Here is a 16,588-nt window from a genome sequence, read left to right as displayed (position 1 = left end):
GGCCGCACTAATTAGTGCGGCCTTTTTTGTAGAGTTTAGAGCAGCTTTTTCATCAGGCTGCGGGTTGAACTATCCCAGTCATCCTGAGGAATTTCACCCTTGGCAGCCTTATGGATTTTTGAACTCAACTGCTTACCAAGTTCGACGCCCCACTGATCAAAGGGGTTGATCCCCAGCAGGCAGCCGCCAACGTAGACCTTGTGCTCGTACAGTGCCAGGAGCGAGCCCAGGTGGAAAGGATCTAACTTTTCCAGGATCAGGGTGTTGCTGGAGCGATTACCAGGGATTACTTTATGTGGGGCTAGGGCGTGGGCCTCGCGATGAGTGTGACCAGCTTCTTCCAGCTCCTGGCGGGCCTCATGCAGGCTTTTGCCTCGCAGTAGCGCCTGGCTCTGGCTAATACAACAGGCCTGCAGCCAGCGGTGCTGTTCGAGGAGTTCAGACGTCGGTTCCTTGACTGCGATAAAGTCTGCTGGAATAAGGTCGGTTCCCTGGTGCAATAATTGGTGGAAAGAGTGTTGGCCATTCGTACCCTCACTGCCCCAGATAACGCTGCCACTGGGGTAGCCCAGCGCCTGCCCGTCCTTGTCGACACTTTTACCCAGGCTCTCCATATCCAGCTGCTGTAACCAGGCGGGGAATCGGGCCAGGCGCTGCGCGTAGGGCAGCACGACATGGCTGGTCGTATGCCAGCACTGGCGATACCAGAACTGGGTCAACGCCATCAGTACGGGTAGATTGGACTCCAGTGGAGTAGTGGCGAAGTGCTGGTCCATTGCATTGGCGCCTTGCAGAAGCTGTTCAAAAACTTCATAGCCGCAAGCAAGAACAATGGGCAGGCCGATAGCAGACCAGAGTGAGTAGCGACCACCCACCCAATCCCACATTGGGAAAATATTCTCAGGAGCAATTCCGAAATCCTGAGCAGCAGTAATATTACTGCTCACCGCAACAAAGTGTTTGGCCAACTGCGACTCATCGCAACCGGCAGATAACATCCAGCGACGTGCGGACAGCGCATTTTCACGGGTTTCCAAGGTGGAAAAGGACTTGGAAGCAATTACAAAAAGGGTTTCTTCCGCATCGATACCAGCCAAGGTGTCGCTAAGGTCTGCGCCATCGATATTTGCTACAAAGTGCACATCGATAGAGTCTTTGTGCCAAGGACTGAGGGCCTCTACCGCCATGCGCGGACCCAGGTCGGAACCGCCGATACCGATATTCACGATATGGCGGATCGGTTTATCTGAGAAGCTGCGCCAGCTATGGTTGTGCACCGATTCGGCAAACTGTTTCATTTGCTCGCGGCAATCTTTTACCGCCCGCTCTTGTTCAGTTTTCGGTTGCCCCTGAAATCGCAGTGCGGTGTGCAGGGCAGGGCGGTGTTCGGTATTGTTGACAATGGCCCCGTTCACTAGCGCAGTAATTTGGTTGTTCAGACCCTGCTCTTCTGCATATTCCAACAGCAACTTAAGGGTGTCTTCACGCAAGTGGTTCTTACTGTAATCCAGATAGATTCCGGCTGCGTCTGAGCTGAACTTATCTGTCCTTTGGGGATCCGTTGCAAACAGCTCTCTCAAGGACCACTTATGTTGGTCAAAATGGGACTTCAACCGTGAGATTGCCGCTACACGGCTTAAAGCCAGGGTTTCACTAGTCATGGTATTCGGTTTGTTCTCTTCTGAGCCTTTTTATTGCCACTTGGCTAAAACGTACACAAATCAAATTTTATTTATTATTTCTGGGCGGCAATGCTAACGGCATTTTCTTTGCCGGGCCAGCGCCGCGGGCATCACAGTCTATTACAGGGAATGTTTCGAGATAAGGAACTGTGTGGGGAAAGACAAATGCCGCTCGTTAGAGCGGCATTTTGTGGTGATCCATACTAAATAAGGCTTTGTAAATCGGGTGTCTGTCAGCGGTGATTTGGTCAAAACTTCATTTAGTATGAATCACCACGCTGTCGGGCAAGAAAAAGATTTTACTTGACCACCTTCATGCAGCGCACTCTGTCGGAAGCCATCCAGCAGTCGGCATCTGCAGGACAAGCCATGGATAGAGGAATTTGTTCAGCGCCGGGTGGGCAGTAAGCTGGAGGTGCCGGAGGGCTACAGCAACCTGCAAGAACCAGTGCACTGATAATTCCAATTAAGTACTTGGCTGGAGTGAAATTCATCCCCTAACTCCTTTCCGTTGATGTTAGCCATTAGCATAGCCAATAAAACGTCACCTGTTGGTCAGCTTTGTAAAATCTGTTCTACAAAGGTACCGCCTATTTGAGTGTAATAGGCGTTGGGTTTAAATGTCTGTCAATGATCAAGTTATGAAAAGAGGTGCGCCAATTTATTTTAAAAAACTACTTAAATAAGGGGTTTTTTAAAAAATGTGATTTGTGCTGACCGTTTTTTATGGTGAATTTCGGTTGTTTAATCTACGCGCTGAAACTGATCTCGCCAGTTTTGAGGCAGACTCTAAGAATTATTATTGTGGCTGACAATGCCGCTTGATGGATTGGGGAGTTTTTTTGCGATGCAAAGAAAATGGTTTCACGAGTAAGAGTTTTTTCTGTTAAAAATTCTCACTCGTGAAAGTAGCTTTAATGGGTGAGGGAGCACCAGCTGAGGCGTTATCTTTAGGCCTTCAGTGTGTCGGTTTGGGTCCGTGCAAAAAATTGCCAAAGGCTACTGCGAGACTTTCTTTTCTTGCCGGGTCACGGAGAGCACTCAATAGGGCGATTCGCACTTTCGGAATGAACATTAAATCGGAAAGCAGTAAGTTAAAAGTCTGCTGGTCAGCGGCATCGGCCAGCTTGCCAACCCACTGTGCGGCCAATTCTTGTCCTTCCAAATCTTGGACGCAGCGACTGCCTATTGCGGCCAGGACTTCTTTATTCCGGTTGCTGGCATCTTCAGCCAAAAGTGACTGTATAAATGCCTGTCGCAATCCTGTGGCTGGTGAGTGAGAGATACCCCTGATAGCAGCAGCGGCCACCGAGATATCCGGCGTGTTTGCGGTCAGTTCTTGCTCTGCTCGCTCAATAATGGCTGCTGCAAGACGGTGGTCGACCGGCTGGTTTTCCAGGCAATGGCAAATGTTAATAAAAACCGGAGCCGCGACTTTTCCAATCTGGCGCATTAGCAAAGTGCTTTCTTTTTCCCAGCGCACGGCCAAGTCGGCAATCCCTTGCAGCGCAAGGTTGTCCCAGCGGTGATTTTCCGGGTCGCCAAAATAGCGCAGGACAGGCTCGTAATGTTCGCTGGGCTGGCGGCCCAGCAGAAGCGCTGTTTGGGAGTGAAATGCTGCCTGCCGCTCAGTTGATGGGGTAAACAGCAAGCCACTTTGCTGCAGCAGCTGGTCCAGCTGCGCAGCAGATTCAGAAGCGGGTCCCTGCTTGAGTTCCTGTGCCAGAGCGCGAAGTAATCCATCTCGGGCTTGAAGTTGCAGCTTGCCCTGCTCGTCCAGCGGAAAGCGCAGGAACCAGACGATGGGTTCACCGCCTTCGGCTGGTTGCAGCAGCAGGCCCGTCCAGGCCTGGCGCAAGTATGGGTGTGGCCAGGGAGCCAGACCTGCTTCGAAGGATGCCGCAGTGGATTTCGAAACCGACTGCAAGCGCCGGCCCAGATCGAACCAGCGCAATTTGAAGTCAGCCTGCTCGATCAGGGCGCTTAGGGTACCGCTTTCACTCATAGGGGTTTTGTCTATTTCCTTAAGATGCCGTAGCCGCTACAGAAATGGGCTTCTGTTTAAAGTGCAGCCAGCCATAGGCGATCGCCAACAGAGGGCAGATAATATTGAATAGGGCAAAAGGTAAATACTCCCAGGTAGCAATACCCAGCGTTGCCGCCATAAAGGCACCACAAGTATTCCAGGGAATCAGCACAGAGGTGATGGTGCCGGAATCCTCGAGGGTACGAGACAAGTTAAGCCCGTGTAGGCCCTTTTCCTTGAAGGCTTCGCGGAACATACGGCCCGGAATAATAATCGCCATGTACTGATCGCCAGCGGCCAGGTTCATGCCAAAGCAGGTGAATACGGTGGCAGTTACCAGGCCACCCACAGTTTTAACCAGTGACAAAACTCCCTGGACGATGACCTGTAGGAATCCGGCCCGCTCCATAGCGCCGCCGAAGGCCATGGCGGAGGTGATCAGCCATACGGTGTTGAGCATGCTGCTCATACCACCTTTGGACAGCAATGCAGCCACGTTCTCGTTGGTGGAAGTGGACTTATAGCCGTCGAACAGGCTGTACCAAGCGCCCTTCAGGGGGGCTAAAGCACCTTCACCACCACCGAGTCGACGGGCGGCTTCCGGTTCGAAAATCAGTGCGATGGCACAGCCAACCAGGGAGCCGATGATCAATGTTGGGAAAGCGGGGACTTTGCGCCAAGCCATTGCCAGCAACAAGATCAAAGGCAGCAGGCTAACCAGGGAAATTTTGAACTCACTGCTAAGGGCGGTGAGCAATGATTCGATATCAGTTGCGGAGGCAGAACTGGCTTCAGAGGTAAAACCCAGGAAAGCGAAAACCGCCAGGGCGATCGCGAAGGCCGGGATCGCTGTGGACATCATATGGCGAATATGCTGGAACAGATCATTGGATGTTACCGCTGCGGCCACGTTGGTAGTGTCAGATAGCGGAGACATCTTATCGCCGAAGTAGGCGCCAGAGATTACCGCTCCGGCAGTGACCTCAAGGGATAGGCCCAGAGCGCCGGCAATTCCCATCAGTGCCACACCCAAGGTGCCCGCTGTGGTCCAGCTGGAGCCAATACTCAGTCCTACTACGGCACAAATAATACAGCTGGCGGCGTAGAACCACTGTGGCGACAGAATCTGCACGCCGTAATAGATCATTGAAGGCACTGTGCCGGCCAGAATCCAGCTACCGATAAGTGCACCTACAGACAGTAGGATCAGAATAGCGCCAAATACCAGGCCAATGCCGTGGAGCATCCCACCTTCCATGTCGTTCCAGCTGTGTCCGTTCTTCATCCCCATTAGGGCCACAACGCAGGCACAGAGCAGTAACGCTATTTGATTGGGACCGTAGGAGGAGTCTGCACCGTAGAAATATACGGATAGTGACAACAGGGCGACGAGAATCCCGAGAGGGATCAGGGCGTCCGTTAAGCTGGGAGCGCGCGGCTCTGAGCTGGGGTTGGATTGAGACAAGGTGAACTCCTGCTTGACTGCGTGGCTAGCGCCGTATTCGTTATCGTTGTTTTGCCGTCGGCGGCGGTTAATAGCCTTATTCTCATAGCTTGGGGCGGTGAAGTCCACTTTGTATCATCGCACCATCGCTGTATTTTGGCGTTGACCTGGTCGTCGAAACCGGATTTATCACTGCGGTCAACTATCTGGTCGGGTCCAGTGCTGGCAGTTCGTCGACGCTTCCGGTATGTTCTGCGCCCAGTAGTCCCGGCTGATCCAGCCGCAAAATAAATAAGTGCGGGCCGTCTGAGGCAGGTCCGACAGGTAGTATTTCATGAGAGCAAGTGAGTTAGACCCCTCTCAATTCGAGGATATGCGCCCCTATCGCGATGATGAAGTGCGCGAGGTTATCAAAAGGCTAATTGCCGACCCGGAAATGTCCCATGCAGCGGCGCATTTCCTTGTCCCCAAACTGGCTCAGCTGGAGGGCGCCGTCGCCTGGTTGGTACGTCAGTTTCTGCGCTTTGAACTGCGCAATGTTCGCAATGTGCGGGATCTTCAAGAGATTGTCGGCAAATATATGGAGAAGGTGATCAAGCGCACCACCTCCGGCCTGAGCATTTCTGGTCTGGACACCCTGCCCAGGGATCGCGCCTGCCTGTTTGTCAGTAATCACCGCGACATCGCTATGGACCCGGCGCTGATGATTCAGGCGATGTTCCGCGAAGGGCATGAGACCTCCCGCATTGCGATTGGAGACAACCTGCTCAGCAAGCAGTTTGCCAGCGACCTGATGAAGTTGAACAAGTGCTTCACTGTGGTGCGCAGCTCGGGCAGTCGCCGGGAAAAGCTGCAGGCAGCAACCCAGTTGTCCAATTACATCTATCACTCCATCGTCAACGATAACGAGCATGTGTGGATCGCACAGCGTTCCGGGCGCGCCAAAGATGGCCTGGATCGCACCAATCCAGCACTCTGCGCCATGTTCGCCATGACTAAGGACCGGGAAACGCCCTTTGCCGATTTTTGGCGCAAGTTGCACATTGTTCCGGTGTCTATTTCCTACGAATGGGACCCCTGTGATGCACAGAAGGCCAAGGAAATTTACGTTACCGAGCACAAGGACGAGTACAAGAAGGGTAAAAACGAGGACTTGGCCTCGATTGGTAAGGGCATTGTCGGTCACAAAGGCCGTGTACATGCCGCCTTCGGCACGCCGATTGAAGGTGATTTTAACGATGTAAACAGCCTGGCTGAAGAAATAGATCGCCAGGTTATCGGCAACTACACATTGCATCCATCCAATATGATTGCCTACGAGATGGTTTACGGTGAGGTTCCGCAATTACCGGTGGGATATCCGGCTAAAGCCTGGGACCCCGCTGCACATAAAGAAGAGCGGGAGAAGTTTGAAGCGCGCATGGCTCGGGTCGATGAGCGCTGGCGCGACAAGGCTATTCAGGCCTACGCCAATCCCGTGGTATCTCGCCTCGCCTATGAGTAAGGCCCGCTGAGTTCAGAAGCTGGTGGGGAGAGGGCGCTTAGTGGATAATAGCGCCCCCTGCGCCAGCCACTTAGTGAATAGACCTCACCCCCGTGCTCAACGAAAAACACAAAAGCGCCATTCAGGGCGCCTATAGCCAATTTCTGTCTGGCCGAGGGCTGAAAGCCCGCTACGGGCAGAAGCTGATGGTAGCCGCCATTGCCCGCTCCCTGGGTTCCATCGCCCAGAATGCCAGTGGTGAGCGCGATAGCGACAAGACTGATGGCGAGCATATCTGTGTGGTTGAAGCGGGTACGGGTACCGGTAAAACCGTAGCTTACCTTCTCGCCTCTATTCCCCTGGCCCAGGCCCAGGACAAGACCCTGGTGATATCCACCGCTACGGTGGCCCTGCAGGAACAGATTATCCACAAGGACCTGCCAGAAGTTGCTCGTCACAGTGGGCTCAAATTTGAGTTTGCCCTGGCGAAGGGCCGTGGCCGCTATCTCTGCCTATCCAAGTTGGATCAACTCTTGTCCAGCTTTTCTGCCTCCGGCACCGGCCTTTCCCTTGGTCTCTATGAAGATGAACTCCCGCAGGTGGAAGCGGAGAGTGTCGCTCTCTACCAGAAGATGACGGATAGCCTGACATCGGGTACCTGGGATGGCGATCGGGATAACTGGCCGGATACGATTGAGACGGATGATTGGAGTCGGGTTACCACTGACCATCGCCAGTGCAGTGGCCGCCGCTGCCCCCATGTCACCAATTGCAGCTTCTTCCGAGCGCGAGAGAGCCTGGGCAAGACACCGGTGATAGTTGCCAACCACGACCTGTTGCTGGCGGACCTGGCCCTGGGTGGTGGCGCGATTCTTCCGCCCCCGGAAGAGACTATCTATGTACTTGATGAAGCTCACCATCTACCGGAAAAGGCCCTCAATCATTTCTCTCACCACAGCCGCGTAGGGGCTTCCACCGGCTGGTTGGATCAAACCAATAAGGCCCTGGGGCAGATGCTGGGTGAGATTGGTGACGGCGCCCAGATCGACCGCTGCGGCGAGCAACTGCCGGCGGTTCTCACCTCTGCCAAGCAGGGGTTGGAGCAGATGTGGCCGCTGATTGAAGAGCTGTGTGAATTTGAAGATGAGCGGGGCAATACCATCCGCCATCGCTTTGAAGGTGGGGTAATCCCCGATTCCATGTCGCAGCTGGCGGAAAAGCTGCGGGAAGACTTTGATGAGTTGGAAAGCCTGCTCAGCAAGATGTTGCAGACCGCCCAACGCATGATGGAGGACGGCCACTCGCCGGTACCCCTGGCAGATCTGGAGCGCTGGTACCCCCAGTTGGGCAGTTGGCATGGGCGCGCTGAGGCCAATCTTCTGTTGTGGGCGAATTACGCCCGTGCCGATGCTGATGGCGCATTGCCCCAGGCGCGCTGGGTCACCCTGGTGGACTGGGGCGGCTCCACAGATTTTGAGGTTTGCAGCTCACCGATACTCGCAGGCAAAACCCTGGAGTACAGCTTGTGGCGCCGCTGTTACGGCGCGGTACTGACTTCGGCCACACTCACAGCTTTGGGGAAATTTGATCGTTTGCAAATGCGTGCCGGTACTCCGGACAATGCCAGCTATCAGGTGGTGCCGAGTCCTTTCGATTTTTCCCGTGCAACACTGCAAGTGCCCCCGGAAGCTGTAGATGCGGGCAATGCAGAGCAACACACAGACGCCATTATCGATGCGTTGCCAGATCTGTTGAAAGGGGAGGGTGGCGCTCTGGTGCTGTTTTCCTCCCGGCGCCAGATGGAGACGGTTTACGAGGCGCTCCCTGGTACCTGGCGCAACCGAATCCTGATGCAGGGGCAGCAATCCCGCCAGCAGTTGCTGGATAGCCACCGTGAGATTATCGATGGCGGTGGCAGCAGTATCCTGTTCGGGCTTGCAAGTTTTGCCGAGGGATTGGACTTGCCTGGTGACTACTGCCGCCACGTGGTTATTGCGAAACTGCCTTTCGCGGTGCCCGATGATCCGATTGAGGCGGCGCTGGCGGAGTGGATTGAAGCTAAGGGCGGCAATCCATTTATGCAAATCACAGTGCCGGATGCAGCCCTAAAATTGGTGCAGGCCTGCGGGCGCTTACTGCGGGCAGAAGGGGACAGCGGCACAGTCACTTTGCTGGATCGCCGGGTGGTTACCCGTCGCTATGGTCAGGCAATACTCAATTCACTGCCGCCCTTTAATCGAAAAATTTAGAAAATCTTTGGTCGTATTTGCGCTGTTACTCAGATTGGGCAGGTGGCTATTGCGTATTATCACGGCTGTAAATGTGAAGGTTCTATGAGTTATGCAACCTATTTATTCTGAAATCGCTGATCAGCTCCTGTTCCTCGAGTCCGAACTGCGCAGCCTGCAGGTTTGGCAGGATAATGCGCCGCCTGCAGAAGCCCTGGCCAGCACCGAGCCATTTTGTGTGGATACTTTGACCTTGCCCCAGTGGCTTCAATTTATTTTTTTGCCGCGTATGCAGGTCCTGATTGAAGGGGAGATGCCCCTGCCGGGCCAGTGTGGTATTGCTCCGGTTGCCGAGGAGTTCTTCAAGGGGCGGGATGATGCTGCGGCATTGCTGGCTATTTTGGAGACTATCGATCAGCGCCTGCAGCGGGGCTAACCAGCTTCTGATTCCCTGAGCCCGGTGCTCCCAATCACTCTGGGCGGCATGTCACATTGTTAGTGTTGAGTCCCGCGACTCGGCGGACATCGCTGTGCAGTGGCCGCGCTCATGAGCTAATATCGAGCTTTTGCCTGAGGCGGGGAGCAATTTCTCCGTCAGATAAGCGAACACCGCGCGTTTGTAGCGGTCCGAATGGCATTGCTAATGGGGCTTGAGGTAATTGGTCGGTATGCAGAGATTTTCCCTTCTGTGGTTAATGTTGACGCTTTCGGTGCTCGCCGGTTGTGAGTCACTGATGTATCCGGGGCGGGACAGGGCCGCTCAACCAGCGGAAGTTGCACCACCGGTAGAATCACCTGATTCTGCAATGCAGTGCCCAGAGCCTGCGGAAGTGATTTGTGCGGAACCGGAAGTGAAGGTTGTTGAGCGGGTAATCGAACGAACTGTAGAAAAAGTAGTCGAAGTGCCCGTTGCCAAAGATAAGCTGGTTTTGGGGTCGGTAGAAGAAGTGGCCATAGAGCCTCCCGGCCTGATCCTGGAATCCGTTGTCGATACAGGTTCACCAACCTCCACACTGCGGGTCAGGAAGCTGACTCCGTTCGAGCGGGATGGCAGGGACTGGATCAGGTTCCAGATTGTTCAGTCGAGCAAAATGGACCCGGTTTCGGTAGAGCTGCCGATAAAACGCCATGTTCGAGTGGAGCGCCTGGGCTTTGATAATCAGCGCAGGCCGGTAGTGGAGCTTAACCTGACCGTTGGGCGTATAACCCACCAAGTCGAAGTTAACCTGACCGATGAGGGCGGCTCTGATCTATTGATGCTGCTGGGACGCAACTTCCTCAAAGATGCCGCTGTTGTCGATGTGAGCCGGCGCAATGTCCAGGGCCAACCCCAAATAGACGGGGTTAAATAGGCCAGTTATCCAATTGGGTTCCTAATTGGGACCTCAGAGTTACGGGGAATGGCGAATGTCGCCGCGTGTCCAAGTTTATGTAATTGCGGCGTTACTCGCATTGGTAGGAGCAGGCCTGACCGCCTATAAAAACCTCGAGTTGGGTTTTCCGCTGTTGCCGGGTGAGTACCGCACCGTGTGGACCATCGAAGCAAAAGTGGGCTTCGATGCCGATGGCGGTCCGGTGAAGGCCGCACTGACCCTCCCGCGCGAGCAGCGCAATATGGAAATACTGGGGGAGACCTTCAGCTCCTCCGGTTTTGGTTTCTATATCGCGAGAGAAGATGATGCCTATCGGGCCATTTGGTCTCGCCGGGCCGCAAGAGGCCCCCAATCTCTCTTCTATCAGCTGGATGTCTACCAGCGTCCCGGTGCTGCGCTGGCGCAGCCTCTGGATCTGAGCACTGAGATACAAAAACCCTTCCTGGGGGCCCGTGAGCAAGAAGCGGTGCGCTTGGCGATTTACTCCCTGGTTGAGCAGGCCCGCGAGCGCTCTTCTGATGTGGAATCTCTCACTACCCAGTTACTATTCGAATTGAATGACGATGAAAATCAGGATCGCAACCTGATCTTCCGTCATTACGCTGACCGCTCTTTCGTGGATGTTGCCTTGCTTGTACTGGCCACAGCCGATATCCCCGCCCACCGTATTCGCGGCCTCTACCTGGAGGATGATCGACGTCGACTATCTCCAGAAGATCTGCTTGAGGTCTATGATGGCAAGCGTTGGATCGTGTTTGAACCCAGCAGTGGCCAGCCTGGTGTGCCGGAAAATTTCTTTATTTGGCAGCGCGGCGGCAAGAGTCTTTTAGATCTTGAGGGCGGTCGTAACTCCCAAGTGACTTTCTCTGTGATTGCCAATGATGTCCCCGCTCGCGATGTCTCTATGCGCAGCACCAAAGATGAGAAAGATGCGCTGGTGGATTTCTCGATCTACAGTTTGCCCATTGAGCAGCAGAGTATTTTCAAGCTGATTCTGCTGGTGCCTGTGGGAGCCCTGGTGGTGGTGCTGCTGCGTGTGTTTGTAGGTCTGCGCACCTCCGGTACCTTTATGCCGGTACTGCTGGCAATTGCCTTTATCGAAACCCAGCTGATTACCGGTTTAGCGATTTTTACTTTGATCCTGATCCTCGGCCTTTGGGTGAGGTTCTATCTCAGTAGGCTCAATTTGCTATTGGTATCGAGGATCGCCGCCGTCGTGGTGACGGTGGTGATAATAATGGGGGCAATCAGTGTGGTCAGCTATAAGCTGGGCATTGAGCAGGCTCTCACAGTGACATTCTTCCCGATGATTATCCTTGCCTGGACTATCGAGCGTATGTCGATTGTGTGGGAGGAGGATGGTCCCTACGAGGTGGTGGTGCAGTCCGGGGGCAGTTTGTTAGTGGCGATACTGGCTTGGTGGGTAATGACCAACCGCTATATTGAGCATTGGACGTTCAACTTCCCCGAGTTACTGTTGGTATTGCTGGCCTTTATTCTGGTGGTGGGCAACTACACCGGATATCGACTCAGTGAGTTGATGCGTTTCCGTCCGCTGGTTCGCTAGGGGGCGTTATGCTGCAATTTTCAGTTAAGCATATCTTCAATAAAGTTCGCGGCGGAGTGGTATCTCCGCTGACCCTGCGCCGCATGGGGGTGTTGGGGATGAATGCGCGTAATATTGACTATATTGCGCGCTATAACGATCGCAAAAAATATCCCATCGTCGACGACAAGCTAAACACTAAGCGCGCGGCTAAAAAAGCGGGAATTCCTGTGCCCGAGCTGATCGAGGCATTTGAAAGCCCTGCCAGCCGCAAGCGAGTTATGGAGGTGATTGACCCTCTATGGCAGTTTGTTATCAAGCCGGCACGGGGCTCGGGTGGTAAAGGTATTCTCGTTATTGCCGGTCGCAATGGTGACAAATATAAAAAGATATCCGGTGCTGAAATTGATGCGCTGGATATCTTGCGGCACGTGAGCAATATTCACAGCGGCCTCTACAGTCTCGGTGGCAAACCCGACAGGGTGATGGTGGAGGCCCTGGTGGACTTTGACCCGGTCTTCGATCGCTACTCTGTTGAGGGTGTGCCTGATGTGCGGGTTATTGTTTTTCGCGGTTATCCGGTGATGGCCATGCTGCGCTGCTCAACCCACGCCTCAGATGGTAAAGCCAATTTGCACCAGGGCGCTGTAGGTGTTGGTATCGACCTGGCCACGGGCAAAAGTTGTCATGCGGTAATGCGCGGGTTGCGAATTGACCAGCACCCGGATACTGAAGTGCCTTTCGATGCATTGCAGGTACCAGGTTGGTACGAGTTGGTCCGCTTGGCGGCAAGCTGTTACGAAATGACCGGGCTGGGTTATTTAGGCTGTGACATTGTCCTGGATCGTGAACGTGGCCCGCTCTTATTGGAGGCTAATGCGCGCCCGGGATTGGCAATCCAAATCGCCAATGGTGTTGGCTTGCGCGAGCGCTTGGGCTTTATCGAAAAATTTGATGAAGAAATGTTCAGGAAAAATGTGGATGAACGGGTGGCATTTTCCATGCGCAAATTTGCCAGCGACTAGGAAAGTCCGCTAATAGTTTATCGATTTTATTATCTTGCAAAGCAATACTTATTGCCTGGTTAGGGGGTGGTCGCCCCTTCGATTGATCGAATTTTTTCAATTAGAGTTTTTAGCCGCTTTCCTTGCATTTTGAGTCCATATTCAAGTTCTTGGATTTTCGTTTGGATCGAAGTGAGTTCCCACTCGCTGGGTGGCTGACCATGTTTTTCTCCATGGCGTAAAAATTGAAGGGATTTCCAGTTCTTCAATAACTTGGCGAATCCACGAGCCTCACTTTCCAGAATCTCTTGCCAGCTCTCTTTATCTTTAGTCTTTTCAATTTTCTCCCTGGCTTGTTTGAAAAGCTGCTCTACCTTTACTTTTTGGATCTGAATAGGTGGAGCAACCCTTAAATTATAGGTGAGTCCAACAAGGCTCAATGATTTGATCAACCATTTGGTAGGGTCATACTGGAACCAGCGAATACCACTTCGATAATCTATCTGAAAGGTGTGGTGATAATTGTGATAACCCTCGCCAAATACAAATAGGTTGAGGAAAGCGTTATCTCTTGCGCTGATTGATCCCTTATAGGGGCGTCGGCCCCATAAATGTCCAAATGAGTTAATCATAAAAGTAGTGTGATGATTAACCACAAGGCGCAATACTCCGGCCAGCAAAACCATACCGAGAACGTCTCCAGTAATGATCCCCAAGATTATAGGTAGGCCAAGGTTCATGGCGATAATGATGGGAACATAGTTATTGTGTTGCCACATTACCAACTTGTCCCTTTGAAGATCCTTAACATTTTTGTAATCGAGATAACTGCTGGGATATTCGTGCATCATCCAGTCCATATGGGAGAACCAGAAGCCGCGCCCTGCTGAATAGGGGTCTCGATTGTTATCGTCGATAAATTGATGATGGTATCTATGGCTTGCACACCAATTTAAAGTGGTGTTTTGCATGGCTGCCGCACTGAATAAAATAAATAAAAGTCGAATTGACCAGTGGGCTTCGTAGCTTTTGTGTGACCACAACCTGTGATTTCCTGCTGCTATAGAAAAGCTGCAAAGTGCACCAAAAATGGCAAATGCAAGCCATTGATACCAGTGGTACCCGTAGACAAATCCATAAATCGGTACTGCGGTAAGTGCTAACAAACCTGTGCTGGCAAATAAAATTGTGGGAATCCAAAAACGTTTTCGCTGATTGCTGGAACTTAGAGGAGTTGCGTTCATAGCAGGCCCCCTTTATTGAGGATTGCCCATGACTATTTTGAGAGAGGGGTGGAAGTATTTCCTTTGGCCAGATTTTACTTTTTCTTCGTAGCTTTTCACTTGAGTGCATTGTTTTGGTGCATTTTGGCCATCTGAAGGATCGCATTGGTTCGCTATTCCACAGAAGCGCTGGAGTATGAAAGCTAAGGCCTTAAAAAACGCTGTTTTAAAAGTTGGCATAAGGGTTGCATTGGTAAATGTGCGGGGCAAAGGACCCGCATTTCGGGAGAGTTTCTTAGGGTTATGGCAAACCATTAACACTGGGTGACTTCCCGTTTTCTCTCATCATCGCTGATTACGGCCCCGCATTGCGGGGCCTTTTTTTTGCCCGCACTTTGCGCAAAGCTCATAATGCTTTAGTTTAGGGTCTCCCCAGGCGTTCCCAAATTTGACGGCCCCGGGAGAGAGGCTCTCTTTTATGGCAAGGATGCATGAGCCAGGTAATTAATGAGCTAATTTCGATAGTCGAGCCCTGTGTGTCAGAGTCACTAACCCCAAATCCGTCCAGCGCAGTGTTCCAGTTGGCAACCAGCGATGAGCTCTCTTCTTTGGATGCATCGCGCCTGCCTCGTCATACCGCTTGTTTGCAAGATTTGTTTTTGGATTCAGATTGCGGGTTGTGGGAGTGGCATCCGGATTCCGGTGCCCAGCGTGCTCAGGGTGAAATTTGGCTCCTGTTTGCAGAAACTGCAGAACTCTCTTTGACTTCCCTGTGGACGGGTGATGAATTGCGTTCGGTTCACTCTGATGAGCGGGATCGAATTATCACTGTGCGGCGTCGTCTTACTAACAAAGGTGGACACTTCGATACTACTTTTCGGGCCTACGACAGTCTCGGTCAGTTGCGCTGGTTACGATTGCGGGGACGCGCAATAAACCTCGAGGATGACAGTGGATTTGTTGTGATTGGAAGTTGCGCTGACTTCACTGAAACTTTGGCCCAGCGCTACCTATCCAACCTGCCTGGCGAGCGCCCCTTACAAACACTGTCTGGAGTTGGCGATGGTTTATGGGAGTGGGATCTACGCGCAGATGAAATGGTGCTTGATGATGCCTGCTGGGGGATTTTGGGTTACGAAGTGAGCCCGATACGCAGTATCGGTATTTCAGCCGCGGAGCAGTGGAAGGCTCGAATTTTAGCGGAGGACTTCCCTCGGGTTGAGCAGTCCATGCGGGATCATGTGCGCGAGGGGTTACCGCTCGATGTGGAATTTCGCATCTGGCGTTCGGATAGCAGTGTGGTTTGGGTTCGCTGCCGCGGCAAGGCCCAATTAAATAGTCGCGGTCAGCCCGTGCGGGTGTTGGGAGTTTTACAAGACGTCAGCCGCAGCCGGGAAAGACTTTCGCAAATGGAGCGGGAGCTGGAGTTGCAGCGGGAGGAAAATGCGCATCGGGCAGATTTATTATTTAGCCTGAGCCATGAATTACGCACGCCACTTAATGCAATTTTAGGTTACAGCCAAATTGTCGAATTAGATCAGAGTCTCAACGCAGACCAGCGTCAGCGCTTATCAGAAATTCGTCGCGCGGGGCAGCATTTATTGCATTTGGTCGGCGATGTATTGGAGCTGGCCAGAATCGACAGTAGGCGTTTGGGCCCCTCGATGGAATTAATTCGTCCGGCCGATTTGGTAGCAGAATGTAAACGTTTGCTCGAGCCCCTGGCTGAAACCCGTCGCGTAAGTTTGATGTTTGAGCCTCTCGGCTGGGAGTCCGCTTATATTTGTGCGGACCCAGTGCGCTATAAGCAAGTTGTATTGAACCTGGCGGGCAACGCGGTGAAATACAATCGTGAAAATGGCCGTGTCATTATTAATTTTACGCCGCAGGCCGATGGCTGGTTGAGACTGAATATTTTGGATACCGGCAAGGGGATTGCAGCAGAGAGACGCAAAGAAGTTTTTGAGCCCTTTAATCGTCTGGGGGAGGAAAAAGGGCATATCGAGGGTACGGGTGTCGGTCTTGCAATTGCCAAGCGTCTGGCGGAGGCGATGGGGGGGCGGATCGATTTTGACAGTCAGGAAGGGCAGGGCTCAGTATTTTGGGTTGAATTCCCAATGGTCGATGCAGCGGAGTCTTTCCTGTCATTTGCAAATTCTGTTGATGCCCCGTCAACATTACCCGACTGTAGATTGCTGCTAGTGGATAACCGTCCTGAAAGTGTGGCTCGGGTGGAAAAACTTTTGCAGGGGGCGCCGCAAGTACAGCTTTCTGTGGCCGCAGATGTTGTTGAGGCCATATTTATGGCGCGTACCCAAGCACCGGATGTAGTGTTGTTTCACAATACCTTACCGGGAATGTCGGTTGGGGATTTGGTAAGTATCCTCAAGCAGGATCAAGTCACTCAAAAAACCTGTTTGGTGGTTATGGGAGGAGAGGCTTCCTCGGGGGTGACAACCGCTTTGCCGGATAACTTTGATCGACCGCAGCTTGCGCGAGTTTTGGTGGAGTGTTTGACGGGGAAGAGGTGAGCTGGGCTCTTGGAATCAGCACCCCGGCATCTTATTTGCCGGAGTGCC

12 protein-coding genes are annotated in these 16,588 nt (G+C 52.8%); 7 read left to right on the top strand and 5 right to left on the bottom strand.

Going from position 1 to position 16,588, the window contains the following annotated elements; genetic code table 11:
• Positions 1 to 35: 35 nt before the first annotated feature.
• The 4 genes from pgi to nhaC all read right to left on the bottom strand — a co-directional run bounded on the left by pgi (position 36) and on the right by nhaC (position 5,173).
• Entirely contained in the window at positions 36 to 1,661 is a 1,626-nt protein-coding gene (pgi, locus tag ACJJIS_RS17230; protein WP_444914583.1) for a glucose-6-phosphate isomerase, read from the bottom strand.
• Between the two features lie 320 nt (positions 1,662 to 1,981).
• Complete coding sequence (locus tag ACJJIS_RS17225; protein WP_157533369.1) at positions 1,982 to 2,176, bottom strand: hypothetical protein; 195 nt, start codon at positions 2,174 to 2,176, stop codon at positions 1,982 to 1,984.
• Positions 2,177 to 2,640: 464 nt separating this feature from the next.
• A complete protein-coding gene (locus ACJJIS_RS17220) occupies positions 2,641 to 3,687 on the bottom strand; it encodes a DUF3549 family protein (RefSeq protein ID WP_475708661.1) in 1,047 nt (348 codons plus the stop codon).
• 19 nt (positions 3,688 to 3,706) lie between these two features.
• Positions 3,707 to 5,173, bottom strand: a complete 1,467-nt coding sequence (gene nhaC / locus ACJJIS_RS17215) for a Na+/H+ antiporter NhaC (protein WP_413665846.1) — start codon at positions 5,171 to 5,173, stop codon at positions 3,707 to 3,709.
• A 313-nt stretch (positions 5,174 to 5,486) separates the two neighbouring features.
• Between nhaC and ACJJIS_RS17210 the strand changes: the two genes are divergently transcribed.
• The 6 genes from ACJJIS_RS17210 to ACJJIS_RS17185 all read left to right on the top strand — a co-directional run bounded on the left by ACJJIS_RS17210 (position 5,487) and on the right by ACJJIS_RS17185 (position 12,807).
• Entirely contained in the window at positions 5,487 to 6,656 is a 1,170-nt protein-coding gene (locus ACJJIS_RS17210) for a 1-acyl-sn-glycerol-3-phosphate acyltransferase (protein ID WP_413664551.1), read from the top strand.
• A 92-nt stretch (positions 6,657 to 6,748) separates the two neighbouring features.
• Positions 6,749 to 8,884 carry an ATP-dependent DNA helicase DinG gene (gene dinG, locus ACJJIS_RS17205; protein WP_475708660.1) on the top strand — a complete coding sequence of 712 codons (2,136 nt, stop codon included), beginning with the start codon at positions 6,749 to 6,751 and terminating at the stop codon, positions 8,882 to 8,884.
• Between the two features lie 91 nt (positions 8,885 to 8,975).
• Positions 8,976 to 9,299, top strand: a complete 324-nt coding sequence (locus tag ACJJIS_RS17200) for a YqcC family protein (protein ID WP_475708659.1) — start codon at positions 8,976 to 8,978, stop codon at positions 9,297 to 9,299.
• 232 nt (positions 9,300 to 9,531) lie between these two features.
• A complete protein-coding gene (locus ACJJIS_RS17195; protein ID WP_413664553.1) occupies positions 9,532 to 10,215 on the top strand; it encodes an ATP-dependent zinc protease family protein in 684 nt (227 codons plus the stop codon).
• 55 nt (positions 10,216 to 10,270) lie between these two features.
• The gene (locus ACJJIS_RS17190) at positions 10,271 to 11,803 is read left to right on the top strand and encodes an inactive transglutaminase family protein (protein ID WP_108731979.1); all 1,533 of its coding nucleotides are present in this window, start codon (positions 10,271 to 10,273) and stop codon (positions 11,801 to 11,803) included.
• Positions 11,804 to 11,811: 8 nt separating this feature from the next.
• Positions 11,812 to 12,807, top strand: coding sequence for an alpha-L-glutamate ligase-like protein (locus ACJJIS_RS17185; RefSeq protein WP_444892899.1), 996 nt, complete (start codon positions 11,812 to 11,814; stop codon positions 12,805 to 12,807).
• 59 nt (positions 12,808 to 12,866) lie between these two features.
• Here ACJJIS_RS17185 and ACJJIS_RS17180 read toward each other — a convergent pair whose 3' ends face one another.
• Complete coding sequence (locus ACJJIS_RS17180; protein ID WP_475708658.1) at positions 12,867 to 14,030, bottom strand: acyl-CoA desaturase; 1,164 nt, start codon at positions 14,028 to 14,030, stop codon at positions 12,867 to 12,869.
• Between the two features lie 470 nt (positions 14,031 to 14,500).
• Here ACJJIS_RS17180 and ACJJIS_RS17175 point away from each other — a divergent pair, with 470 nt between their 5' ends.
• Positions 14,501 to 16,540 carry an ATP-binding protein gene (locus tag ACJJIS_RS17175; RefSeq protein ID WP_475708657.1) on the top strand — a complete coding sequence of 680 codons (2,040 nt, stop codon included), beginning with the start codon at positions 14,501 to 14,503 and terminating at the stop codon, positions 16,538 to 16,540.
• Positions 16,541 to 16,588: the final 48 nt, after the last annotated feature.

It is taken from the genome of Microbulbifer maximicatervae (SeqCode), assembly GCF_056231245.1.
This window is presented reverse-complemented; position numbering and strand designations above follow the sequence as displayed.